Source organism: Herbaspirillum frisingense GSF30 (assembly GCF_000300975.2).
Classification (GTDB): domain Bacteria; phylum Pseudomonadota; class Gammaproteobacteria; order Burkholderiales; family Burkholderiaceae_D; genus Herbaspirillum; species Herbaspirillum frisingense.
In genome coordinates, this window is record NZ_AEEC02000049.1 from 1 (window position 1) to 23,478 (window position 23,478).

Sequence of the window (23,478 nt, forward strand, 5' to 3'; positions counted from 1 at the left end):
GAGTGCGAGAGGTCGTCAAGCGTTGTCTGCCTAGGCGCAGCGACGCGCCGTAGTGGTGCTACGGCAAGGAGCTGCAACAACGGCAGGCGACGCTTGCCGGCCTCTCCCGGAGGGTTGCGCCCAGAAGGCGCGCTAGCGGCGTTGCACGGTAAGGCTGGTGGCACCACCACCAGCCTTGCCGCGCGCCTTGCCACCACGCCTTCTGGGCGCAACGCATCTCGCAGATTTAGTGTGAACAGGCCCTAAGACCGGTGCCTTCGGGCGATAACAACAGCATGGCCGGTCCTGCTTGCCCATCCATGCACCCAGTCCATCCCATGCCGAACACAGCACGGCGCCGCCACGCGGACGCCGGCACCACTTGAGGAGGTTTTCATGTCTTATTCCCCATCCGCCGCCGCCACAGCGGCGGCATCGGCAGGCGCGCCATCCAGCATGGATGTCACCTATCGCAAGATCGCCTGGCGCCTGATCCCGTTCCTGGTCTTTCTGTTCGTCCTGGCCTGGATCGACCGCGTCAACGTCGGCTTCGCCAAGCTGCAGATGCTGCAGGACCTGCAGTTCTCGGAAGCCGTCTACGGCCTGGGGGCAGGCATCTTCTTCATCGGCTACTTCCTCTTCGAAGTCCCCAGCAACCTGTTGCTGGAAAAGATCGGCGCCCGCAAGACCCTGGCCCGCATCACCATCCTCTGGGGCCTGGCCTCGATGGCGATGGCCTACGTCACCACGCCCACCAGCTTCTACATCCTGCGCTTTTTGCTAGGGATCTTCGAGGCCGGCTTCTTCCCAGGCGTTGTGCTGTACCTGACCTACTGGTTCCCGGCGCAGCGCCGCGCCCGCGTCAATGGCCTGTTCATGACCTCGTTCGCCATCGCCGGTGCGGTCGGCGGTCCGATTGCCGGCCTCATCATGAGCAGCATGGAAGGCGTGGGTCACCTGGCGAACTGGCAGTGGCTGTTCATCATCGAGGGCATCCCTTCCCTGCTGGCCGGCTTCGCCGTGCTGGCCTGGCTGCCGGAAAAGCCCGCCAACGCCAAGTGGTTGAGCGAGGCCGAGAAGAACGCCGTCACCCAGGTACTGGCTGCCGAAAACAGCGCACCGGGCAAGCACTTCTCCTTCAAGGACGCCTGCAGCAACTACCGCGTCTGGATCTGCGCTGCCGTGTATTTCTGCGTGGTCAGCGGCAACGCCACCATCGCCTTCTGGGCACCGTCCATCATCAAGGAAATCGGCGTCAAGGGTAACCTGCAGATCGGCCTGATCTCGGCCATCCCCTTCGTGGCCGGCACCCTGGCCATGATCTGGAACGGCTTCCACTCCGACAAGACCGGCGAACGCCGCATGCACAGCGCCATCGCCACCCTGATCGCCTGTATCGGCCTGATCGCCACCGGCATGAGCCTGGGCAACGCCACTCTGGCCCTGTGCTCGCTGACGCTGGCGGCGGTCGGCATCCTGGCGGCCTTCCCGGTGTTCTGGTCGATTCCCGGTGCCTTCCTGGCCGGCACGGCAGCCGCCGGCGGCATCGCCCTGATCAACTCCATCGGCAACCTGGCCGGCTTCGTGGCGCCCTACATGATCGGCGCATTGAAGACCAGCACCGGATCGCTGTCCTCTGGCCTGTACTTCGTGGCAGCGCTGGAATTCCTGGCCAGTTTCCTGGTGGTGGTGTTCGTCAGGAAGCACTGACACCCCACTGAACCAACTCCCCCAAGCGCAGTGCACATCACCCTTGAATCACCCTCGAATCACCCTTGAATCACCTGCAGGATAGACATCATGAAGCTGACCTTTACCCTCCCCGACCAATCTGCCCTCCAGGCCGACATCGACAGCCTGGTCATCGCCGGCTGGGCCGGCCGCGACATGGCGGCCATCGAACATCACATCGAAGAACTGGAAGCCCTGGGCATCTCCCGTCCCAGCGCAGTGCCGCTGTTCTACCGCGTCTCGGCCAACCAGCTGTCGCAGGCTGAACAGGTGCAGGTACTGGGCGAGGCCTCCTCCGGCGAAGTCGAGACCTTCGTCTTCAATGCCGGTGGCGAACTGTATGTCTCCATCGCCTCCGACCATACCGACCGCAAGCTGGAAGCCCATAGCGTGGCTTTTTCCAAGCAGGCCTGCGTCAAGCCGGTGGGCGCTGCCGCCTGGAAACTGGCGGACGTGGCCGACTACTGGGACGAGCTGGTAATCCGCTCCTGGATCGAAGAAGACGGCGCCACCGTGCTGTACCAGGAAGGCCCGCTGGCCTCGCTGCGCACCCCGTCCGATCTGATCGCCCGCTTCACTGACGGCAGCGCGACACTGCCCGAGGGCTGCGGCATGACCTGCGGCACAGTGGGCGCCATCGGCGGCATCCGCCCGGCCGCCTCCTTCACGATGGAACTCTACGATCCACGCCGTCAGCGTGCGCTGCGCCATCACTATGTCGCGCAGTCGCTGGCCGAAGTCGCCTGATCCCGTGGCCAGCCCTGCTGGCCATTTTTGTCTGATGCGGCAAGCAATGCGATACTGCCGGCTTGATTGGCCCTTATGCTCTTTTCGCTGCACCGCTCCTGTCGACCACCCCATTTTTCCATCATGCCGAGCACACTTTCCCAACTGGCCGCCGACCTCGATGCCGGCCGCATCACTTCCCTGCAACTGACCGAACAGGCCCTGGCCCGCATCGCCGACCCGGCCGGCGAAGGCGCGCGCGTCTTCACCAGCGTCTATGCCGACCAGGCGCGTGCCGCCGCCCGTGCCTCCGACACCCTGCGCGCCGCCGGTCTGCGCCGCTCGCCGCTGGAAGGCGTGCCGGTCTCGGTCAAGGACCTGTTCGACGTGGCCGGTGAGACTACCCTGGCCGGGTCCGTGGTGCTGCGCGGCAGGCCGGTCGCCAGCGCCCATGCCGAGGTGGTGCAGAAGCTGATCAAGGCGGGTGCCATCGTCATCGGCAAGACCAACATGACCGAGTTCGCCTATTCCGGGCTGGGCATCAATCCGCACTACGGCACCCCGCAAAACCAGTGGGAACGTGGCGTCGAAGGAGGCCGCATTCCCGGCGGCTCGTCCTCCGGCGCGGCCATCTCGGTGACCGATGGCATGGCGTTCGCCGCGGTGGGCTCGGACACCGGCGGTTCGGTGCGCATCCCCTCGGCACTGAACGGCCTGACCGGCTTCAAGCCGACCGCCGCACGGGTCTCCATGGAGGGCGTGCTGCCGCTGTCGGCCTACCTGGATTCGATCGGCCCGCTGGCGGCCTCGGTGGAGTGCTGCGCCATCATGGACGCCGTGCTGGCCGGTGAAACCTATCGCCCGCTGCCGGCCCATCCACTGCGCGGCCTGCGCCTGCTGGCACCCACCAATGTCGTGCTCGACGGCATGGACGAGAGCGTCGCCAAGGCCTACCGTGCCGCCCTGTCCAGGCTCACGCAAGCCGGTGCGGTGGTGGTGGAGGAAGAAGTCCCCGCCTTCAACGGCCTGGCCGCCATCAACAGCAAGGGTGGCTTCACCGCCGCCGAGGCCTATGCCTGGCACCGCGCCCTGATTGCCGAGAACGCTGCCGGCTACGATCAGCGTGTGGTCTCGCGCATCCTACGCGGCAAGGACATGAGCGCGGCCGACCTGCTGGATGTGCTGCACGCCCGCTCGCCCTGGATCGCCCAGGTCGAGGCACAACTGGCCGGCTACGATGCGCTGGTGATGCCCACCGTGCCCATCGTCGCACCACGCATTGCCGAACTGCTGGCCAGCGACGACGCCTATTACGGCGCCAACGGCAAGATGCTGCGCAACCCCACGCTGATCAACTTCCTCGACGGCTGCGCGGTCTCCCTGCCCTGCCATGCGGAAGGCAGCGCACCGGTGGGCCTGTCGCTGGCGGCGCCCGGTGGCCAGGACCGACGCCTGCTGTCCATTGCGCTGGCCGTGGAGGGCTTGCTGGCCAGCTGAAACCGGCGTGCTTGCAACACATCAACCAGGCCTGTGCATGCACAGGCCTTTTTCATTGCCGCATTTAAATGCATATTTGGCAGCATTTAAGCGCATTTACGGACAAGTCCCACGCGGAAGGGAACATTTCCACGGCCCGGGCGCCGAATCCCTGGAATTTTCATTAGAATGCGCTTTTGCAGCGCAAGACGGCCCCTCCCACGGGGCTTCAGCGCTGGGCAAACAGAGATAGAACAACCCTCCGGCATCAGCCACGACCACTCATCTGCATGGCAACCAAAAAAACATCCCCGTCCGATTACAGTGAATCATCGATCCGTGTCCTCAAGGGACTGGAGCCGGTCAAGCAGCGTCCGGGCATGTACACCCGCACCGAGAACCCGCTGCACATCCTCCAGGAAGTGATCGACAACGCCTCCGACGAAGCGCTGGGCGGCTACGGCAAGAGCATCATCGTCACCCTGAACGCCGACGGCAGCGTCAGCGTGGAAGATGACGGCCGCGGCATCCCGGTCGGCCTGCACCCGGAAGAAAAGGTGCCCACCGTCGAGATCGTGTTCACCCGCCTGCACGCGGGCGGCAAGTTCGACAAGGGCTCCGGCGGCGCCTATGCCTTCTCCGGCGGTCTGCACGGCGTGGGCGTGTCGGTCACCAATGCCCTGGCCACGCGTCTGGAAATCACGGTCTGGCGCGAAGGTGGCGTGCATACCCTGGCCTTCTCCGGCGGCGACGTCATCGAAAAGCTCAAGTCGCGCCCCGCCGCCCGCGAGGACAAGAAATCCGGCACCCGCGTCACGGTCTGGCCTGACGCCAGGTATTTCGATTCGCCCACCATCCCGCTGGGCGAGCTGCAACGTCTGTTGCGGTCCAAGGCAGTGCTGCTGCCGGGCGTGAAGGTGACCTTCACCAACGCCAGGACCGGCGACAGCCAGAGCTGGCAGTACGACCAGGGCCTGCGCGGCTACCTGATGGAACAACTGGCCCAGAGCGGCAGCGGCGAGACCCTGATCCCGCTGTTCGAGGGCGAGCAGTTTGCCGGCAAGGATGCCGAAGGCTTCGCCGAGGGCGAAGGTGCCTCCTGGGTGGTGGCCTGGACCGAGGAAGGCGCCGTGGTGCGCGAGTCCTACGTCAACCTGATCCCCACCTCCAACGGCGGCACCCATGAATCGGGCCTGCGCGAAGGCCTGTTCTCGGCCGTGAAGAGCTTCGCCGAGATGCATTCGCTGCTGCCCAAGGGCGTCAAGCTGCTGGCCGAGGACGTGTTTGCACGGGTCTCCTTCGTGCTCTCGGCCAAGGTGCTGGACCCGCAATTCCAGGGCCAGATCAAGGAACGTCTCAACTCCCGCGACGCCGTGCGCCTGGTGGCCGGCTATTCGCGCCCGGCGCTGGAGCTGTGGCTGAACCAGCACGTGGAGTATGGCAAGAAGCTGGCAGAACTGGTCATCAAGCAGGCCCAGAGCCGCCTGCGCTCGGCGCAGAAGGTCGAGAAGAAGAAGTCTTCCGGCGTGGCCGTGCTGCCCGGCAAGCTGACCGATTGCGAATCCTCGGATGTGTCGCGCAATGAAATCTTCCTGGTCGAGGGCGACTCCGCCGGCGGCTCGGCCAAGATGGGCCGCGACAAGGAGTTCCAGGCCATCCTGCCGCTGCGCGGCAAGGTCCTGAACGCCTGGGAGACCGAGCGTGACCGCCTCTTCGCCAACAATGAGATCCACGACATCGCCGTGGCCATCGGCGTCGATCCGCATGGCATCAACGACAGCCCGGATCTGTCCGGCCTGCGCTACGGCAAGATCTGCATCCTCTCGGATGCGGACGTGGACGGCTCGCACATCCAGGTGCTGCTGCTGACGCTGTTCTTCCGTCACTTCCCCAAGCTGATCGAGAACGGCAACATCTGCGTGGCGCGTCCGCCCCTGTATCGCGTGGATGCCCCCGCGCGCGGCAAGAAGCCGGTGCAGAAGCTGTATGCCCTGGACGATGGCGAACTCGAAGCCATTGAAGACAAGCTGCGCAAGGATGGCTTGAAGGAAGGCGCCTGGAGCATTTCCCGCTTCAAAGGCCTGGGCGAGATGAATGCCGAACAGCTGTGGGAAACCACCATGAACCCGGACACCCGCCGCCTGTTGCCGATCGGCTTCGGCGAACCGGGCGTGCAGACCTCGGAAGAGCGTTTCAACATGCTCATGGGCAAGGGCGAAGCCGCCTCCCGCCGCGCCTGGATCGAAGAGCACGGCAACGAAGCCGAGGCCGATATCTGACATGACCCGCCGCCAACCCCGCCTGCCGCTCATCGCTCGCGCCGCCCTGCTGGGCGCGACGGTGCTGCTGTGCGCGGGCGCAGGGACGGCACGGGCGCAACAGATGGTGCGCTACACCGATGCCGATGGCGTGCAGCACATGCGGGTGGAGGCGGCCGAGGGCAACAAGAACGGCGGCAAGGACGGCAGCAGCCGCAAACCCCGCACCATCGTCTACCGGTACACCGATGCCGACGGCGCGGTCCACTTCTATGCCCAGACCCTGGACGACCCCGACAAGCTCATGGCCAGCAGCGCCTCGCTGCTGAACCATCCCGGCAGCAAGGAGGCCGTCACCCCGGCCGACCCGCCCTTCGTGCGGACCATGCTCGCGCATCGCGATGCACGCAAGTACGACAGCCTGCTCAGCGAAGCCGCTGGTGAGTTCGGCCTGGATGCGGCCCTGCTCAAGGCGGTCATGACGGCCGAATCCGGCTTCAATGCCGGTGCCGTCTCCAGCAAGGGCGCCATCGGCCTGATGCAGATCATGCCCGATACCGCCGAGCGCTATGGCCTGCAGGGCGACCGCCGCAAGAGCCTGCACCAGAAGCTGGTCGATCCAAAGATCAACATCCGCCTGGCCGCACGCTACCTGCGCGACCTGATGACCATGTTCCCGCAGCATGTGGAACTGGCGATCGCTTCCTACAATGCCGGCGAAGGCACGGTGCAGAAATACGGCAACAAGATTCCCCCCTATCCCGAGACCCAGGGCTATGTGCGGCTGGTGTCGCGCTTCTATGAGCTGTATCGCCCGCCCGGCACAATGCGCCTGGCTGCCGGCGAGCGCAGCCCCGCCTCCGCCCCCGGCACCAGCTCAGGCCAGGCCCGTCTCAAGGTGACGCTGCCGCCGCGCGAGCCCGTCACCGCCAACGATTAACCCTGTCCACCACGACGACAACAAGAACTGTTCCATGACCGATCAACCGACCCTGTTTGACCCAGTCCCGGCCGCCCCTGATGGCGAATCGCTGACGCTGTCCACCTTCGCCGAACGCGCCTATCTCGATTACGCGATCTCGGTGGTCAAGGGCCGCGCCCTGCCCGATGTGGCCGACGGCCAGAAGCCGGTACAGCGCCGCATCCTCTACGCGATGAACGAACTCTCGCTCAACAGCGCCGCCAAGCCGCGCAAATCAGCCGCCGTGGTCGGCGATGTGCTGGGCAAGCTGCACCCGCACGGCGACCAGTCGGTGTACGACGCGCTGGTGCGCATGGCCCAGGATTTCTCGCTGCGCTACCCGCTCATCGATGGCCACGGCAACTTCGGTTCGCGTGATGGCGATGGCGCGGCGGCCATGCGCTACACCGAAGCCCGCCTGACGCCCATCAGCAAGCTGCTGCTCGATGAAATCGACATGGGCACCGTGGAGTTCCAGCCCAACTACGACGGCTCCACCGAAGAGCCGCGCCTGCTGCCGGCGCGCCTGCCCTTCCTGCTGTTGAATGGTGCCTCCGGCATTGCGGTCGGCATGGCCACCGAAATCCCGTCGCACAACCTCACCGAGGTGGCCAAGGCGGCGGTGGCGATGATCCGCAACCCCAAGATCAGCCATGCCGAACTGATGGAACTGGTCCCCGGCCCGGACTTCCCCGGTGGCGGCCAGATCATCACCCCGGCCACGACCATCGCCGAAATGTACCAGAGCGGCCGTGGCAGCCTCAAGGTGCGCGCCCGCTGGAAGATCGAAGACCTGGCGCGCGGCCAGTGGCAGGCGGTGATCACCGAGCTGCCGCCGGGCGTATCCTCGCAGCGCGTACTGGAAGAGATCGAAGAACTGACCAACCCCAAGCTCAAGCTGGGCAAGAAATCGCTCACGCCCGAGCAGCAAGCCCAGAAGGCCACCATCCTCGGCCTGCTCGACGCCGTGCGTGACGAGTCCGGCCGCGAGGCGCCGGTACGCCTGGTGTTCGAACCCAAGTCCAAGAACCAGGACCAGACCGAGTTCATGAACACCTTGCTGGCCCAGACCTCGCTGGAAACCAGTGCCTCGCTGAACCTGGTGATGATCGGCGGCGATGGCCGTCCGCGCCAGAAGAACCTGACCGACATCCTCGGCGAGTGGATCAGCTTCCGCTTCGAGACCGTGACCCGCCGCACGCAATTCCGCATGCAGAAGGTCAACGACCGCATCCACATCCTGGAAGGCCGGGAAGCGGTGCTCCTGAACATCGACAAGGTCATCAAGATCATCCGCGAGTCCGACGAACCCAAGCCGGCCCTGATCGAGGCCTTCAGGCTGTCGGATCGCCAGGCCGAAGACATCCTGGAAATCCGTCTGCGCCAGCTGGCCCGCCTGGAAGCCATCAAGATCCAGCAGGAACTGGCCGAGCTGCGCGGCGAGAAGACCACCCTGCAAGACCTGTTGGACAACCCGGCCTCGATGAAGAAGCTGGTCATCAAGGAAATCGAAGGCGACGCCAAGACCTATGGCGACGCCCGTCGCACCATCATCGAGGAAGCCGAACGCGCCACCTTTGAACAGAAGGTGATCGATGAACCGGTCACCGTCATCATCTCGCAGAAGGGCTGGGTGCGCGCCCGCACCGGCCACGGCCACGACGCCACGCAATTCACCTTCAAGGCCGGCGACAGCCTGTATGGCGCCTTCGAATGCCGCACCGTGGACAACCTGCTGGCCTTCGGCTCCAACGGCCGGGTCTACACCATCGCCGTGAGCGCCCTGCCCAATGCACGCGGTGATGGCGTGCCGGTGACCACGCTGATCGAGCTGGCCAGCGGCAGCAGCATCCTGCACTACTTCGCCGGCCCCGCCGACACCACGCTGCTGCTGGCCTCGGATGCGGCGGCCGGCTTCATCGCCAAGGCCTCCGACATGTTCGGCCGGGTCAAGGGCGGCAAGAGCTTCTTCACGCTGGACGAAGGCGCCCTGCCCCTGGCACCGCGCGCAGTCGCCGCCGACGCCAGCGCCGTGGCCTGCGTCTCGGGCAATGGTCGTCTGCTGGTGTTTGGCCTGGACGAGATGAAGACCCTGTCTTCCGGCGGCCGTGGCGTGAACCTGATGGAGCTGGAGAAAAACGAAAAGCTGATCGGCGCACAAGCCATCAGCCAGAAGGGCGTGGTGGTCGAAGGCACCGGCAATGTCGGCAAGGCCAAGGAAATCGCCCTCTCGGCCGCGTCGCTGGGCGTGCATATCGGCAAGCGGGCGCGCAAGGGCAAGGCGCTGGAGTCACGGATCAAGGTGACAGGGCTGCGTGCGCAAGCCTGAGGCACGGCCTGGCGTTGTTGAAATATCGCCCTCTGCGCATGTTGTGCAGGGGGCAGTTTGCTAGGCAATCGCCACCGACACCCGATACAACAACACCCCCAGCAAGCCGAACGCCCCGGCCAGCATGCAATAGGGCGCCCAGCGTCGGGCGCGCATGCCATAGCCGAACAGGAGCAGCGCGATGCTGATGGCGGGTATCAATGCGGAAGGGCTGGTCAGGTCCATGGTGGTTACTCCCCGGTGAGGTCGGTGTTCGCACGGGCGCTGCACGGGCGAACGAAAATATCCATCACGCCATCTGGCTGATGGTCTTCCTGAAGCGGCCCAGCGCGGCCGTGAACAACAAGGCACCGATGGCGAAGATGGCCAGCAGTTGCGGCCATACCACCTCCAGCCCGGCACCCCGATACAGAATGGCCTGCCCGGCCGCCACGAAGTGCGTGGTGGGCGCGGCCAGCATGATGTCCTGCACCAGCAGCGGCATGCTTTCGCGCGGCGTGGAGCCGCCCGAGAGCAGTTGCAGCGGCAACAGCACCAGCACGGTCAGCATGCCGAACTGCGGCATCGAACGCGCCAGCGTGGCCATGAAGATGCCCATGGAGGTGGTGGCGAAAAGATGCATGACAGTGGCCAGCATGAACAGCGCCACCGAACCTTCGATCGGCACCTGCAGCGCGCCGCGCACGATCAGCAGCAAGGACGCCAGTGCCGCCAGCGCCACCACCAGCCCCATGGACCAGACCTTGGCCAGCATGATCTCGGCAGGCGTTACCGGCATCACCAGCAGGTGTTCGATGGTGCCGTGCTCGCGCTCGCGGATCAGTGCGGCGCCGGTGAGGATGATGGAAAGCATGGTCACGTTGTTGATGATCTCCATGAGCGATCCGAACCAGGACTGCTCCAGATTGGGATTGAAGCGCATGCGCATGGCCAGGTTCACCGGTGCGGTGGTACCGGCCTCGGTGCGTCGCACGAACTGCGTCACCTCGGTGGTGATCATCTGCTGGATGTAGCTGTTGCCGGTGAAGGCCTGGCTCATGCGTGTGGCATCCACATTCAGTTGCACCGCAGGCGCCCGACCGGCCAGTACGTCACGCTGGAAGTCGGCGGGAATATCCAATACGAAGGTGTAGTCGCCATCATCCAGGCCGGCATCAGCCTCTTGCGCCGTGACCAGCCGCGCCACCTTGAAGTGCGGCGGATAGAAGGTCGCCGCGATGCGTGCCGAGAGCGGCGAGCCGTCGTTATCGACGATGGCGATGGCGGCGTGGTGCAGGCTTTCCGGCATGGCGGTGGCGGCCACGTAGATGGACAGCGTAAAGGTGTAGGCGATGAGCACCAGCATGGCCGGATCGCGCAGCAGGCTCCATAGTTCCTTGATGCCGAGGCGGTAGATGTTGGCCCAGGAGTTGCGCATCTCAACGCTCCTGTTTCTTCAGTAACAGCACCGATAACCCCAGGATCACGGGTGCGGCGAGTACCAGGGGCCAGAAGGATGAGCCCAGGTCGCCGACGGCGAGCGCCTTGCTGAACACGCCGCGACTGATGGTGAGGAAATGCTTGGCCGGATAGACCTGGCCGATCAGGGCGCCCATGCCCTCCAGCGAGGACACCGGGTTCAACAGGCCGGCAAACTGCACGCAGGGAATGATGGTGCCGATCATGGTCACGAACAGCGCCGCGATCTGACTGTTGGTGAAGGTCGATGCCAGCAGACCGAAACCGGTGGAGCAGATGATGAACACCAGCGCCGCCAGGGTCAGCGTGAACAGGCTGCCCTTGACCGGCACCCCGAATACCGTCACCGCCAGCAGCGTGAGCATGGCGAAGTTGAGCATGCCCAGCAGCAGATAGGGCAACTGCTTGCCCAGCAGGAATTCGGTGCGGGTGACCGGCGTGACGTAGAGGTTGAGGATGGAGCCCAGCTCCTTCTCGCGCACCACCGACAGCGCCGTGAGCATGGCCGGAATCATCATCAGCAGTAGCGGGATGATGGCCGGCACCATGGCCGGCAGACTCTTCACATCCGGGTTGTAGCGATAGCGTGTCTCGATGGTGGCCGGCGTGGCCAGGGTCTGCCCCAGACGGTGCAGGGCCATGTCGGCCAGCCACAGTTGATGCATGCCCTGCACATAACCGCGCACGGTCTCGGCGCGCGTGGGCATGGCGCCATCCACCCAGGCCCCGACCTCGACCGGCCTGCCGCGCCCGATATCGCGGGCAAACCCGGAGGGAATCTCGATGGCCAGCGAAATCTCGCCGCTGCGCATGCGCCGGTCCAGGTCCTGGTAATCGGTGATGGCAGGCTTCTCGATGAAGTAGCGCGAGCCCGACAGGTTCAGTGCATAGTTCTGACTCAGGCCGGTCTGGTCGCGGTCCAGCACGGCATAGGTGAGGTTTTCCACATCGAGGTTGATGCCATAGCCGATGATGAACATCAGGATGGCCGTCCCCAGCAAGGCCAGCGTGGCGCGCACCGGGTCGCGCCGCAGTTCCAGGCTTTCGCGCTGGCTGTAGCTCAGGGCGCGGCCCAGGCTGGTGCGCCACCGGCCGGGGCGCGATGTTGACGCTTCCATCGCCGCGGGCAGCGCTGGCCGGTCATCGGCAACCGGCGCGTTCCTCTTGCCCGCCGCCTCTTCCAGATAGGCGATGAAGGCCTGTTCCAGCGTGGCCGCGCCGCGTTCACGGATGAGCGCATCCGGCGTGGCGCTCACCAGGACCCGACCGGCATGCATGAGCGAGATGCGGTCGCAGCGCTGGGCCTCGTTCATGAAATGGGTGGAGATGAAGATGGTGACCCTATCCTTGCGCGCCAGGTCGATCATCAGTTGCCAGAACAGGTCACGGGCGATCGGGTCCACGCCGGAAGTCGGCTCGTCCAGGATCAGCAGTTCCGGCTTGTGCACCATCGCCACGGCCAGTGACAGGCGCTGGCGGATGCCCAGCGGCAGGCTCTCGGGCAGGCTGTCCATCACATCCAGCAGACCGAAGCGGGTCGCCATCTCTTCGGTGCGGTCGTCGATCTGCGCTTCCGGCACGCGGTACAGGCGGGCATGCAGCACCAGGTTCTGGCGCACGCTCAATTCCCCATACAGCGAAAAGGCCTGCGACATATAGCCCACCCTGGCCCGCGTGGCCATGTCGCGCGGATCGACCTCCTGGCCGAACAACCAGGCCTGGCCCTCGCTGGCCTGCAGCAGCCCGGTCAGCATCTTCATGGTGGTCGACTTGCCGCAACCATTGGAGCCGAGAAAGCCGAATATCTCGCCCCGCCGGATACGGAAATCCACATGATCCACCGCCACGAAATCGCCGAAGCGCATGGTCAGGCCCTTGGCCTCGATGGCAATGCCGGCCTCGACGCTTGCATCCAGCGGCGTGACCTGCACTGTCTGGTGCTGGCGCCGCTTTTGTTCAGGCAGCAGGCTGATGAAGGCCTCTTCCAGCGCTGCCGTGCCGGTACGGGCGTGCAGCTCGGCCGGAGTGCCGGTCGCCAGCAGCTTGCCGTCGTCCATCGCCACCAGCCAGTCGAAGCGGTCCGCCTCTTCCATGTAGGCGGTGGCGACGATAACGCTCATGCCCGCACGCTCCTGGCGGATATGTTCGATCAGGTCCCAGAACTGCGCCCGTGACAGCGGATCCACACCGGTGGTGGGTTCATCCAGGATCAGCAGGTCGGGATCGTGGATCAGCGAACAGCACAGCCCCAGCTTCTGCTTCATCCCTCCAGAGAGCTTGCCGGCCGGGCGCGCCAGGAAGGGGGCCAGGCCCGTACCGCGGGTAAGTTCATCGATGCGACGACGGCGCTCGGCGCTGTCCTGGCCGAACAGGCGGCCGAAGAATTGCAGGTTTTCTTCCACCGACAGGGTGGGATAGAGATTCTTGCCCAGTCCTTGCGGCATGTAGGCGATGCGCGGGCAGACCTGGGTACGATGCGCGACCTTGCGCATGTCGCCGCCCAGCACGCTCACCTCGCCCTGCTGCAAGGCGCGGGCGCCGGCCACCAGCGAGAGCAGGCTGGATTTGCCGACGCCGTCCGGGCCGATCAGGCCGACCATGCAGCCGGCCGGAATCTGCAGCGATATCGCATCCAGTGCCAGCGTCTTGCCATAGCGCAGCGACACCCCGTCCAGGCGTGCCACCCACGACTGGTCCGGGGTGGCGGTCATTGCGGAACCCTGGTCACCAGCTGCGGCGGCCATGCCTGGCTCTGGTCGGTACGAACCCAGGCCACGCCCGGCAGGCCGGTCTTGACCAGCGTCAGATGCTGCCGCAGCAGCGCCGGATCGATCTGCGCCTTGACGCGGAACATCAGCTTCTGCCGCTCGCTGGCCGTCTCCACCGTCTTGGGGGTGAACTGGGCGGTGCTGGCGACGAAGGAAATCCTGGCCGGGATCACATACTGCGGCGCGGCGTCCAGCACGATGCGGGCCTCGGCCCCCAGGGCCAGCTTGCCGGCTACGGCCTCGGGGACGAAGAAGGTCATGTAGACGTCACTCAGGTCCACCAGGTTGAGCAGTTTGCCGCCACCCCCCAATACCTCGCCCGGCTGGGCAATGCGGTACTGCACCCGCCCGGCACGGGGCGCGATGAGCGTGCTGTCGTCGATATCGACCTTGATGCGCTGTACCGTGGCGGCGGCTGCGGTCACCGTCGATCTGGCACCGCTGACCTGGGTGCGTGCCGCCACCACGGCGGCCCGGGCGGCCGTCACCTGTGCCTGGGCAGCGGTCACGGCGGCTTGCATGCCGCGCACCCGGGCGCGGTCGTCATCGACTTCCTGCAGCGACGAGGCCCCTTCCTTGACCAGCACTTCGGAGCGCGCCAGGCGGCGCCGCGCCGCGTCCAGTTCACTCTCGCGTTGTGCACTCTGTGCCAGCGCGGCCTGGTAGTCACTCTCGCGCACCGCCACCTGGGCCTCGGCACTGGCCACGGCCGACAGCGATTGCTGCTGGCGTGCCTGGGCTTCATCACGTTGCGCCTGCAGCGACAGGATCTGCATCTGGGCCAGCGGCTGGCCGGCCGTGACGAAATCCCCTTCGTTGACCAGGATGGCGTCCACCCTGCCCCCCAGCTTGGTGGCCACATCCACCTCGGTGGCTTCGATGCGGCCATTGCCACTGGCGAAACCCTCCCCCGGGCCGCTGTGATGCAGGCGCTGCCAGGCATAGGTGGCACCGCCAGCAAGGAGGACGACCAGCAGGCCGGCGGTCAGCAGGTTTTTCTTGGCGGGAGAAAGCGTCATGATCAGGGTCCGGGACGAAGAGGGGTGGCAGCGCCGGCCTGGCTGGCATCACCACCCAGGGCCGCATACAGCGCCACGGAGGAGGACAGCAAAGCGCGCCGGGTCTGCACCAGTTGCTGGCGCGCGCTGAGCAGGTCGCGCTGGGCATCGAGCACATCCAGGAATGGCGCGGCGCCGTTGTCATAGCGCAGTGTGGACAGGCGCGCCCGCTCGGCCTGCACGGTCACGGCGGTCTGTGCGATGGCCAGTTGCCGCGTCAACCACTGGCGGGCGGCCAGGGCATCGGCCACCTCGCGGAAGGCGGCCTGGACGGTCTTTTCATAATTGGCCACCGAGATATCGCGACGGATCTCGGACAGCGCCAGATTGTTGCGCAGGCGACCGGCCGTGAAGATCGGCAGCGTGATGCTGGGCGAGAAGCTCCAGGCCTGGCTGCCATCGCGAAACAGGCCGCTCAGTTCGGCACTGGCGCTGCCGACCTGACCGGTCAGGGAAATAGACGGGAAAAAAGCCGCCCGCGCGGCACCGATGTTGGCGTTGGCTGCCTGCAGGCGGTATTCGGCAGCAAGCACGTCAGGCCGACGCGTCAACAACAGCGAAGGCAGGCCCGGCTGCAACGCGGGGAAGACCGTGTCCAGCACGCTGCGCGCCTGTCCCGGTGCCAGTTCCAGTGGACTGCCCACCAACAGCGTCAAGGCATTCAGGCGCTGGGCGCGCAGTTGTTCCAGTTGTGCGCCCAAGGCCTGGGCCTGGGTCAGCAGGGTTTCGATCTGTGTCAGGTTCAGGTGCGAACTGGCCCCCACCTCCACCCGCCGTGCATAGATGCGATAGCTCTCCTGACGGCTGGCGATGGTATCGCTGGCGATGGCCAGGCGCTCGTCGAGCTCACCCAGTTCCAGATACGCATCGGCCACTTGCGTGACCAGGCTCAGGGTAGCAGCGCGACGCGTGGCTTCGCTGGCCTGGGCAGTATGCAGGGCCGCATCATCCAGACTGCGCAGACGGCCCCACAGGTCGATCTCCCAGCTGCTCAGGCCCAGCCCTGCCTGATAGGCGCTACCGACCAGCGGTCGTCCGGTCAGGTTGAGATCGGCCGGGGTACGCGAACGGTCCAGGCCGACCTGCGCGCCGATGGTGGGAAAGAGGTCCGCACGCTGGATGCCATAGAGCGCCATGGCCTCTTCCACCCGCAAGGCGGCCACCCGCAGGTCGCGGTTGTTGGCCAGGGCCAGGCTGATGAGGACTTGCAGTTGCGGATCGCTGAAGGTGGACTTCCAGTCCAGCGGCGCCGTGGCAGGCAGCGTGCTGTCAGACTGCTGCGGGTAGTGCGCGGCCACCGGCGCGGCGGGCCGCTGGTAGTCCGGCGCCATGGACTGGCAGGCCGCCAGCAAAAAGACCAGCAACAGCGGCAATGCGGCCAGGCGCATTCTGGGAGGGGGCTCGCACATCGTGGGCATCGGCGGAAGCGGAAAATGTGGTGACGAAAGTCTTCGTCTTTTGTGTCCACATTATGAAGTTGCTTGCCAAAAACCCGATTGATGTACGTCAGGTTACTGACTGATGAGTCGGTAATAGGTGAAATAGGGGGAAACGCTGGAAGCCGACGGCGCCTCCCTGCCCTACTGCGCTACGCCAACCTGGTCGACATAATGGCGCACCTCGGCGGCGACGTCGGCGAAGAGCGCCTGCAGCTCTGCCAGACGCGGCTGGGCGCTGACCGGTGGTTCGGCGCGGGACTGGGTCTCGATGCTCTTGAGCATGTCGGTCAGCACGCCCGCGCCCACCAGGGCCGTCATGCTCTTGAGGCTGTGCGCCTCGCGCTTGACCTGGGCTGCATCGTCGGCGTGGATGGCCTGTTCCAGCCGGGCGAAGGTGGCCGGTGCGCTCTGCGCAAAAGTGCCGAACATGTGACGGCAGGCGGCAGCATCGCCCCCCATGGCCTCGAGCAGTGGCTCGGGATTGATGTGCTGGTATCGGTGGTCGTTCACGCGTTTCTCCCCCTGGGGCCGACGCAATATACGCAATATATTGCTCCATTGCCAATTTCTTTTGAGCAGCAGTTCCGCGCCGATGGGTACGGCGCGGATCGTGAGCGGGTGCGGCAAACTCGCGCAAACTCACGCAAACTCTTTCGCCGCGCCTGTAACGTAACCAAGCCGGCTACGACAGTCAATCAGAAGTGTTAGGTATAGACGCAAAAAAGCCGCCCGCAATTAGCGGGCGGCATGCTCAATCAGGCTTCCGGATGCGCCCGGCACCCAGGGGGAAGCCGATCAGGCAGCGCGTTCCAGACGTTGGACGTTGTCGCTGCCATCAGCGGCGCCGATCTCGATCTTGCGCGGCTTCAGGGCTTCAGGGATTTCGCGGACCAGCTCGATGTTGAGCAGGCCGTTTTCCAGATTGGCGCCGACCACCTTGATATGGTTGGCCAGCTGGAAGCGCTGCTCGAAATCACGGGCGGCGATACCGCGGTGCAGGAAGTTGACCTGCTTGTCTTCCTTCTGCTTGCGGCCGGTGATCTTGAGGGTTTCGTTTTCGGTCTCGATGTCGATTTCGCTGCGGGCAAAGCCGGCGACGGCCATCGTGATCCGGTACTTGTCTTCTGCCACCAGTTCGATGTTGTACGGCGGGTAGCTGGGCTGATCGGTACGCTGGGCGTTATCGAACATCTGGGCCAGGCGATCGAAGCCGATGGCGGTACGGTACAGGGGGGAGAGATCAAAAGTACGCATAAAAATATCCTTTCAGTTAAGCGATGTTTTCGTGGCAGACCTCAACGTCGAGCATCTGCTGGTACCGATCTAGGGATGGCATTTTGGGTTTTCAAGGGATTTTTTTCGAAAAAATACGGGCGCCTCTGACGCCCGATTTTCTTCCGGGAAAAGCGCCCTCAGGCTCTTGAAAACTGCCGATCCAGCTCCATCGCGACCCGCTCGCGTTCGCTGCGCACCACCTGTGCGCCGGCTGCCAGTCCCTCCATCACCGTCAGGCGCAGGTCATGCAGGCCGATGGTGGCCAGCGCCACCTTCAGGTAGGGCGTGAGGAAATCCGGTTGGCGTGCGGACGCGCCGGTAAAGCGGCCGCCGGAGACCACGGCCAGGTGTACCGGGCGGTCGTGCAACAGGCCGACCTTGCCGTCGGGGGTGATGCCGAAGGTGCGGCGCACCCGCACCACATGGTCGATCCAGGCCTTCAATACGGAGGGGACGGTGTAGTTGTGCATGGAGGTGCCGATGACGACCTGATCGGCGGCCTCCAGCTCGGCAATCAGCAGGTCCGACAAGGCCAGCGTCCCCTGCGCGGCGCCGGCATCCTCCACGAAGGCGGGCGAGCCCAGCGCATCGGCATAGGCAGCATCGACGTGGCCAATGGCACTGGCATGCAGGTCGCGCAGCACGATCTGCGCCTGCGGGTGCAAGCTGCGCAGGCGGGTGACGATCTGCTGCGAGAGCCACCAGGTGTTGGATGCTTCCTGGCGTGGGGAGGCAAGCAGGTGCAGGATCTTCATGCCGCAGCTCCGATGGCCTTGCCGAAGCGCAGTGCGCCGGTCAGCATGCCCTGGCGGAAGTAGAAGCGCTGCGCCAGCGCGTTGGCCATGCCGGTATCGAGCACCAGTCGCGCACAGCCGGCCTCGGCGGCCACACCTTCGAGCGCGGCGAGCAGGCGCTCGCCCCAACGTTTGCCGCGTTGCGTGCTGGCGGCCACCAGATCATCGACGTACAGGAAGGGGCCGTAGACCAGATTCTCCTGGAAACGGTAACCGGCCAGGGCGACCACCACGCCCTGCTCCCAGGCTGCCAGGATGCGATAGCCCTGCTCGCGGGCGCGACCGGTACGCTGCATGAACTCGTCGGCGTCACGCAGGTGTGGGCGCAGTTCGTGCATTACGGAAAAGCAGGCCAGCCGGTCGGCCTCGGTGTCGGCATGGCGCAAGGCGCTGTCGGCGATATGCCAGTGGCCAGGAGGGGCAATCTTGGAAGCTTGGTTCATGGGAGAAAGCTCAATGCGTTCAAAGTAGAAGGAGCTTCATCCTAGCCAGCCAATGGCATAATCGGGAGATCCAAGAAATGACATTTCGACTGGTCCATGATTATGCAGTGCTCCGCTCCCCTGATCACCCTCGACAGCACCACCGACGAGCCCTACTACCGCCAGATCTACGGGCGCCTGTGTAGTGCGGTGGCAGCGGGGATGCTGCGCCCGGGCGACCGCATTCCCTCGGCGCGGGCACTGGCAGCAGAACTGGGACTGGCGCGCGGCACCGTGGAGACGGCCTATTCGCTGCTGGCGGCTGAAGGCTACGTGGAAGCACGCGGACAGGCCGGCACCGTGATCGCGGCCGGGCTGCCCGCCAGAGCGCCGAACGCGCCCGGCAAACCCGGCCCCATCATTGCCCAGGCAGTACCTGCCGCGCCGCGCTCCCCCATCCTGCCGGAAGACGGCCACGCCGAGGCCCCGGGACCGCGTCCGTTCCAGATGGGCATCCCGGCGCTGGACGCCTTTCCGCGCAAGATCTGGGCGCGCCTGGCGGCCCGCTCGGCGCGTGCCACGCAAGCGGTGGACATGCTCTACCCCTCTCCCGCCGGATTGATGGCCTTGCGCGTGGAAGTTGCGCGTTATCTGCAGCTGTCGCGGGGGCTGGACTGCCGGCCGGAACAGGTCTTCATCACTTCCGGGTATCGCGACAGCCTCAACCTGATCACGCGCACCCTGCTCAAACCCGGCGACAAGGTCTGGGTGGAAGACCCCGGCTATGCGCCCACCGGCGCCCTGCTGCGCGAAGCCGGTATGCAGCTGGTGGGGGTACCGGTCGATGCCGAGGGCATGCAGGTGGAGCACGGGCTGCAGCATGCCGCAAGCGCACGGGCGGCGGTGGTCACGCCGGCCCACCAGAGCCCCACCTGCGTGGCCCTGTCACTGCCGCGCCGCCTGGCGCTGCTGGAATGGGCGGCACGGCAGCAGGCCTGGATCGTGGAAGACGACTACGACGGCGAATACCGCTACGTCAGCCGCCCCCTGCCCGCCCTCAAGAGCCTGGACCGGGATGACCGCGTGCTCTATGCCGGCACCTTCAGCAAGGTACTGTTCCCGGCCATCCGGCTAGCCTATCTGGTGGTGCCGCGTTCCCAGGTGCAGCGTTTCGAAGACAGTGCCCGGCTGTTTTCCGGGGGCGCGCCGGCACTGATGCAGCATATCGTGGCCGACTTCATGGCCGAGGGGCATTTCGCCCGCCACATCCAGCGCATGCGACGCCTGTACGCACAGCGCCGGACCCTGACCATCGCCGGCCTGGAGGCGGTATTGAAGGCCCATGTCCGCATCGATTCGCCGCCTGGCGGCATGCATCTGCTGCTGCGCCTGCAGGGCCGCCGTTCGGACCGCGTACTGGCCGAGAAGATGCGCCAGCACGGCATGTTCAGCCGCGCCTTGTCGGAATGCCTGCTGGCGCCGCGCCCCGGGGTGGCGCCGATGATCATGCTCAGCTTCACCAATATCGACAGCCGACGCCAGGCCAGTGAGCTGGGACGGCGCATCCTGGCGCTGCTGGAGCCGTCCTGACATGGCCTAGTCCGATTCATCATTCTTGGCACTTATCGACTGGGCCATGAGCGGGCATGATGGCGCTTCGTTTCCATCCACAACAGGAGCCTTGTCGCCATGTCCAACCGTATCGATCTCTACCAGAATGCCACCGCCGCCTACGACGGCCTGCTGGCCGTGAACCGTCATCTCAAGCAATGCAGCCTGCCGGCCGACCTGGTGGAACTGGTGTTTCTGCGGGTGTCGCTGATCAACGGCTGTGCCTATTGCATCGACAAACATTCACGCGACCTGCTCAAGAGCGGCATGACCATCGACAAGCTGGTGCTGGTGCCGGTCTGGCACGAGGCCGGCCATCTCTTCACGCCCCGCGAGCAGGCTGCGCTGGCCTGGTCCGAAGTGGTGACGCGCATCGGTGAAACGGCGGCGCCGGATGCGGACTACCAGGCGGTGATCCAGCATTTCACGCCCGAGGAGTACAGCGAACTGACGGTCGCCATCGCCCTGATGAATGCCATGAACCGCCTGGCCATCCCGGGCCGCATGCGGCCACAGGCGGCGCGCGCCTGATTGAGGCGACTCCGGGCTCAGGCTGACTTCAGTGCGGCCACCAGCGTGCGCAATGCCGCCTGCGCGCGGGGCTCCCTGAGGCGGGAATGCAGCATCACCTGGGCCAGCGGCAAGGTGGGCAGACCCAGCCGTTGGCCCACCTCCACCGCCCCCGGCGGTGCGCTGCGATGGAGCAGCGCCGACACCGCCAGGCCCGCGCTCACCGCCGCGCCGACCGCCAGGATGCCGCCACCAACGAAGACTTCGACCCAGGCGATACCGGCTTCGTCGAGTCGGCGCAGCGACAATTCACGGATGCGGCAGGTCGAAGAAAAAGTCGCCACCCGCAAGGCAGGCCCGACCCGGCATTGCGCGTCGGGATGGGCAAACCAGCCGATGGGTTCCTGCATGATCAATTCACCGCCCTGGTCCTGCGGCTCGCGACGCACGATGACGGCATCCAGTTCGCCGCGTTCATAGAGCGGCATGAGGTCGTGCGACGAGCCCACCCTCACCTCCACCATCACGCCCGCATCGTGGGCATGCAACTGCGCCAGGGCGCGTGGCAGGCCGGCACCGGCCACGTGATCGCTGATACCCACCGAAAAGCGCACCATCCCCTGCTCCAGCCGGTCCAGGGCGCGTTCGTGCGCGGCCAGCAATTCGCGGGCGGCCGGCAGGAATTGCTGGCCCTCCGCAGACAGGCGTACCAGGCGCGGGGTGCGTTCCAGCAGGCGACGCCCCAGGCGCTGCTCCAGTTTCTTGAGCTTGAGGCTGATCGCCGATTGCGTGCTGTCCAGCACTTCGGCGGCACGGGTGAAGCTTTGCAGGTCGGCTGCCAGCACGAAGGCTTGTACGGCATCCAGTTCCAGGGGGCGGTCCATGGGGTAGGCTCCTCGCATCTGATATCGGGTCGGATTGCTCAATGATTCGAATTTTAAATCATTGAAATAATCATTCAGTAGTTTTTCAAATGATAGAGGGCGCTTAGCATGCACTGCATGGGTCGCACACGGACAGGCCTGCCCAGGCGACCCACGGCTTTTCAAGCACTTTCAACCCCTGATCTCAAGGAGAACACCATGCCCCTGGTCCGCCTATCCCTGCTGCGCGGCAAGCCCCGCGCCTACCGTGATGCCATCGTCGACAACGTCTACCAGGCCATGCACGAGCGTTTCAACGTCCCCAAGGACGATCTCTTCATGATCGTGAGCCAGCACGACCCCGAGGATCTGATCTTCGACCGCCACTACATGGGGATGGAGCGTTCGGACGACTTCGTGGTCATCCAGCTGTCGGTCAGCAACACCCGCAACCAGGCGCAGAAGAATGCGCTCTTTGCCCGCATCGTCGAGCGCTTGCAGGCCAATCCCGGCATCCGTCCTGACGATGTGCTGATCCACCTGCTTGAAGGTGACAAGGGCAACTGGTCCTTCGGACGCGGGCTGGCGCAGTACGTGCTCTGAGACAGCGCACCTGGCAATGGGGCGCAAGACATGGGCGTCCCCTGCGCGCCGCGCCGGCTGCTGCTAGGATGTCGTTCCTCCCAGCCATCGCACCTCTCACATGCCACCTGCGACATCCTGCCGCCATCCGCTTCTGCGCCGCCTCTTCCGCTGTACTGCCGCCCTGCTGCTGGCGGCGGGGTTGACGGCCTGCTCATCCTCGAGCAAGTACTACGACCCCGCCAAGTCCAATCGCACCGAGACTGGTTTTCGCAACAACTACCCACAGCCGGAGCGTGCCTCCGTCTTGAAGTGGCAATGGGAACGCCTGACCCAGGGCCTGCCCAAGCCGCCCGCCAACGACTACCGCTTCCCGGTACTCAAACCAGACCTGGCCTGGCTCAAGGCCAATCAGGACACGCCCAGCGTGACCTGGATCGGCCATGCCACGGCGCTGCTGCAGCTGGGCGGCAAGAATGTGCTGACCGACCCCATGTTCTCGGAGCGCGCTTCGCCATTTACCTTCATCGGACCGCGTCGCAAGGTGCCATTGCCAGTGCAGATCACCGAGCTGCCGCATATCGACCTGGTGGTGATTTCGCACAACCACTACGACCATCTGGACCGCGCCAGCGTGGAACAGTTGAACCGGCAGGCTGGTGGCCCGCCACTGTTCCTGGTGCCGCTGGGATTGCGCGACTGGTTCATGGCGCTGGGCATCGACAACGTGCGGGAAATGGACTGGTGGGACAAGACGTCCCTGGACAAGCTGGACATCACGTTCGTACCCGCGACCCATTGGTCGGCGCGCAGCCTGTTCGACCGTTCCGAGACGCTATGGGGTGGCTGGGTGCTGCAGGCCGCGCCGGCCCAGAATGACCGCGGCGCACCGTTCACGGTGTATTTCGCCGGTGACACCGGGTATTCGAAGGACTTCCAGGACATCGGCGCACGCTTCCCTCATGTCGACCTGGCGCTGATCCCCATCGGCGCCTACGCGCCGCGCTGGTTCATGCAGGGCCAACACGTGGACCCGGAACAGGCTGTGCAGATCCACCGCGACGTGCACGCCACACGCTCCATCGGTATCCACTGGGGGACCTTCGAACTGGCCGATGAGCCGCTGGACGAACCACCGCAAGCGCTGGCCAAGGCCATGCAGCAGGCCAATCTGCCGCCGGAGCAGTTCGTCACGCTCAAGCATGGCGAGACGCTGAAGCTTGAGCGCTAAGCCCTTC

The 23,478-nt window shown here is 65.2% G+C and carries 20 protein-coding genes; 10 read left to right on the forward strand and 10 right to left on the reverse strand.

The window, feature by feature from the left end; genetic code table 11:
- Window positions 1–375: 375 nt before the first annotated feature.
- The 6 genes from HFRIS_RS22290 (at window position 376) to parC (ending at window position 9,460) form a co-directional block, all read left to right on the forward strand.
- On the forward strand, window positions 376–1,689 hold the full coding sequence (locus HFRIS_RS22290; protein ID WP_039876979.1) for an MFS transporter: 1,314 nt from the start codon (window positions 376–378) through the stop codon (window positions 1,687–1,689).
- Between the two features lie 90 nt (window positions 1,690–1,779).
- Window positions 1,780–2,457: a DUF2848 domain-containing protein gene (locus tag HFRIS_RS22295; RefSeq protein WP_006465278.1), complete on the forward strand. Its 678-nt coding sequence runs from the start codon at window positions 1,780–1,782 to the stop codon at window positions 2,455–2,457.
- Between the two features lie 123 nt (window positions 2,458–2,580).
- A complete protein-coding gene (locus HFRIS_RS22300; protein ID WP_006465279.1) occupies window positions 2,581–3,933 on the forward strand; it encodes an amidase in 1,353 nt (450 codons plus the stop codon).
- 269 nt (window positions 3,934–4,202) lie between these two features.
- Entirely contained in the window at window positions 4,203–6,191 is a 1,989-nt protein-coding gene (locus tag HFRIS_RS22305) for a DNA topoisomerase IV subunit B (RefSeq protein WP_006465280.1), read from the forward strand.
- A gap of 1 nt (window position 6,192) precedes the next feature.
- A complete protein-coding gene (locus HFRIS_RS22310) occupies window positions 6,193–7,110 on the forward strand; it encodes a lytic transglycosylase domain-containing protein (RefSeq protein WP_006465281.1) in 918 nt (305 codons plus the stop codon).
- Window positions 7,111–7,144: 34 nt separating this feature from the next.
- Window positions 7,145–9,460: a DNA topoisomerase IV subunit A gene (parC, locus tag HFRIS_RS22315; RefSeq protein ID WP_006465282.1), complete on the forward strand. Its 2,316-nt coding sequence runs from the start codon at window positions 7,145–7,147 to the stop codon at window positions 9,458–9,460.
- Between the two features lie 60 nt (window positions 9,461–9,520).
- On the opposite strand, the gene HFRIS_RS25500 is transcribed toward parC, so the two are convergent.
- From HFRIS_RS25500 to HFRIS_RS22355, 9 genes are all read right to left on the reverse strand, one after another.
- Window positions 9,521–9,685: a hypothetical protein gene (locus HFRIS_RS25500; RefSeq protein ID WP_158243315.1), complete on the reverse strand. Its 165-nt coding sequence runs from the start codon at window positions 9,683–9,685 to the stop codon at window positions 9,521–9,523.
- Window positions 9,686–9,749: 64 nt separating this feature from the next.
- A complete protein-coding gene (locus HFRIS_RS22320; protein ID WP_006465283.1) occupies window positions 9,750–10,877 on the reverse strand; it encodes an ABC transporter permease in 1,128 nt (375 codons plus the stop codon).
- Window position 10,878: 1 nt separating this feature from the next.
- Complete coding sequence (gene rbbA, locus HFRIS_RS22325) at window positions 10,879–13,662, reverse strand: ribosome-associated ATPase/putative transporter RbbA (RefSeq protein ID WP_006465284.1); 2,784 nt, start codon at window positions 13,660–13,662, stop codon at window positions 10,879–10,881.
- Window positions 13,626–14,705, reverse strand: a complete 1,080-nt coding sequence (locus HFRIS_RS22330; protein ID WP_006465285.1) for an HlyD family secretion protein — start codon at window positions 14,703–14,705, stop codon at window positions 13,626–13,628. Before HFRIS_RS22330 ends, rbbA begins: the two co-directional genes overlap by 37 nt.
- 2 nt (window positions 14,706–14,707) lie before the next feature.
- A complete protein-coding gene (locus tag HFRIS_RS22335; RefSeq protein ID WP_006465286.1) occupies window positions 14,708–16,132 on the reverse strand; it encodes an efflux transporter outer membrane subunit in 1,425 nt (474 codons plus the stop codon).
- Between the two features lie 192 nt (window positions 16,133–16,324).
- Complete coding sequence (locus HFRIS_RS22340) at window positions 16,325–16,693, reverse strand: Hpt domain-containing protein (RefSeq protein ID WP_006465287.1); 369 nt, start codon at window positions 16,691–16,693, stop codon at window positions 16,325–16,327.
- Window positions 16,694–16,978: 285 nt separating this feature from the next.
- Window positions 16,979–17,437, reverse strand: a complete 459-nt coding sequence (locus HFRIS_RS22345) for an Hsp20 family protein (protein WP_006465288.1) — start codon at window positions 17,435–17,437, stop codon at window positions 16,979–16,981.
- Between the two features lie 158 nt (window positions 17,438–17,595).
- Entirely contained in the window at window positions 17,596–18,213 is a 618-nt protein-coding gene (locus HFRIS_RS22350; protein WP_006465289.1) for an FMN-dependent NADH-azoreductase, read from the reverse strand.
- Window positions 18,210–18,695, reverse strand: coding sequence for a GNAT family N-acetyltransferase (locus HFRIS_RS22355; RefSeq protein ID WP_006465290.1), 486 nt, complete (start codon window positions 18,693–18,695; stop codon window positions 18,210–18,212). Before HFRIS_RS22355 ends, HFRIS_RS22350 begins: the two co-directional genes overlap by 4 nt.
- A gap of 96 nt (window positions 18,696–18,791) precedes the next feature.
- On the opposite strand from HFRIS_RS22355, the gene pdxR reads away from it, so the two are divergent.
- Together pdxR and HFRIS_RS22365 are read left to right on the forward strand one after the other, a co-directional pair.
- Complete coding sequence (pdxR, locus tag HFRIS_RS22360) at window positions 18,792–20,264, forward strand: MocR-like pyridoxine biosynthesis transcription factor PdxR (protein WP_006465291.1); 1,473 nt, start codon at window positions 18,792–18,794, stop codon at window positions 20,262–20,264.
- Between the two features lie 99 nt (window positions 20,265–20,363).
- A complete protein-coding gene (locus HFRIS_RS22365; protein WP_006465292.1) occupies window positions 20,364–20,816 on the forward strand; it encodes a carboxymuconolactone decarboxylase family protein in 453 nt (150 codons plus the stop codon).
- 17 nt (window positions 20,817–20,833) lie between these two features.
- On the opposite strand, the gene HFRIS_RS22370 is transcribed toward HFRIS_RS22365, so the two are convergent.
- A complete protein-coding gene (locus HFRIS_RS22370; RefSeq protein WP_006465293.1) occupies window positions 20,834–21,679 on the reverse strand; it encodes a LysR family transcriptional regulator in 846 nt (281 codons plus the stop codon).
- Window positions 21,680–21,877: 198 nt separating this feature from the next.
- Between HFRIS_RS22370 and HFRIS_RS22375 the strand changes: the two genes are divergently transcribed.
- Window positions 21,878–22,261 (forward strand): tautomerase family protein, encoded by a 384-nt coding sequence (locus tag HFRIS_RS22375; RefSeq protein WP_006465294.1) that lies wholly within the window; start codon window positions 21,878–21,880, stop codon window positions 22,259–22,261.
- Window positions 22,262–22,361: 100 nt separating this feature from the next.
- The gene (locus tag HFRIS_RS22380) at window positions 22,362–23,471 is read left to right on the forward strand and encodes an MBL fold metallo-hydrolase (RefSeq protein WP_051110959.1); all 1,110 of its coding nucleotides are present in this window, start codon (window positions 22,362–22,364) and stop codon (window positions 23,469–23,471) included.
- Window positions 23,472–23,478: the final 7 nt, after the last annotated feature.

Excerpts from the sequence above, each read along its gene's own strand:
- HFRIS_RS22290 (WP_039876979.1), top strand. The coding sequence starts at position 376 with ATGTCTTATTCCCCATCCGCCGCCGCCACAGCGGCGGCATCGGCAGGC.
- HFRIS_RS22375 (WP_006465294.1), top strand. The coding sequence starts at position 21,878 with ATGCCCCTGGTCCGCCTATCCCTGCTGCGCGGCAAGCCCCGCGCCTAC.
- HFRIS_RS22345 (WP_006465288.1), bottom strand. The coding sequence starts at position 17,437 with ATGCGTACTTTTGATCTCTCCCCCCTGTACCGTACCGCCATCGGCTTC.
- HFRIS_RS22305 (WP_006465280.1), top strand. The coding sequence starts at position 4,203 with ATGGCAACCAAAAAAACATCCCCGTCCGATTACAGTGAATCATCGATC.
- parC (WP_006465282.1), top strand. The coding sequence starts at position 7,145 with ATGACCGATCAACCGACCCTGTTTGACCCAGTCCCGGCCGCCCCTGAT.
- HFRIS_RS22300 (WP_006465279.1), top strand. The coding sequence starts at position 2,581 with ATGCCGAGCACACTTTCCCAACTGGCCGCCGACCTCGATGCCGGCCGC.
- HFRIS_RS22380 (WP_051110959.1), top strand. The coding sequence starts at position 22,362 with ATGCCACCTGCGACATCCTGCCGCCATCCGCTTCTGCGCCGCCTCTTC.
- pdxR (WP_006465291.1), top strand. The coding sequence starts at position 18,792 with ATGATTATGCAGTGCTCCGCTCCCCTGATCACCCTCGACAGCACCACC.
- HFRIS_RS22335 (WP_006465286.1), bottom strand. The coding sequence starts at position 16,132 with ATGCGCCTGGCCGCATTGCCGCTGTTGCTGGTCTTTTTGCTGGCGGCC.
- HFRIS_RS22355 (WP_006465290.1), bottom strand. The coding sequence starts at position 18,695 with ATGAACCAAGCTTCCAAGATTGCCCCTCCTGGCCACTGGCATATCGCC.
- HFRIS_RS22365 (WP_006465292.1), top strand. The coding sequence starts at position 20,364 with ATGTCCAACCGTATCGATCTCTACCAGAATGCCACCGCCGCCTACGAC.
- HFRIS_RS22350 (WP_006465289.1), bottom strand. The coding sequence starts at position 18,213 with ATGAAGATCCTGCACCTGCTTGCCTCCCCACGCCAGGAAGCATCCAAC.
- HFRIS_RS22310 (WP_006465281.1), top strand. The coding sequence starts at position 6,193 with ATGACCCGCCGCCAACCCCGCCTGCCGCTCATCGCTCGCGCCGCCCTG.
- HFRIS_RS25500 (WP_158243315.1), bottom strand. The coding sequence starts at position 9,685 with ATGGACCTGACCAGCCCTTCCGCATTGATACCCGCCATCAGCATCGCG.
- HFRIS_RS22320 (WP_006465283.1), bottom strand. The coding sequence starts at position 10,877 with ATGCGCAACTCCTGGGCCAACATCTACCGCCTCGGCATCAAGGAACTA.
- rbbA (WP_006465284.1), bottom strand. The coding sequence starts at position 13,662 with ATGGCCGCCGCAGCTGGTGACCAGGGTTCCGCAATGACCGCCACCCCG.
- HFRIS_RS22370 (WP_006465293.1), bottom strand. The coding sequence starts at position 21,679 with ATGGACCGCCCCCTGGAACTGGATGCCGTACAAGCCTTCGTGCTGGCA.
- HFRIS_RS22295 (WP_006465278.1), top strand. The coding sequence starts at position 1,780 with ATGAAGCTGACCTTTACCCTCCCCGACCAATCTGCCCTCCAGGCCGAC.
- HFRIS_RS22330 (WP_006465285.1), bottom strand. The coding sequence starts at position 14,705 with ATGACGCTTTCTCCCGCCAAGAAAAACCTGCTGACCGCCGGCCTGCTG.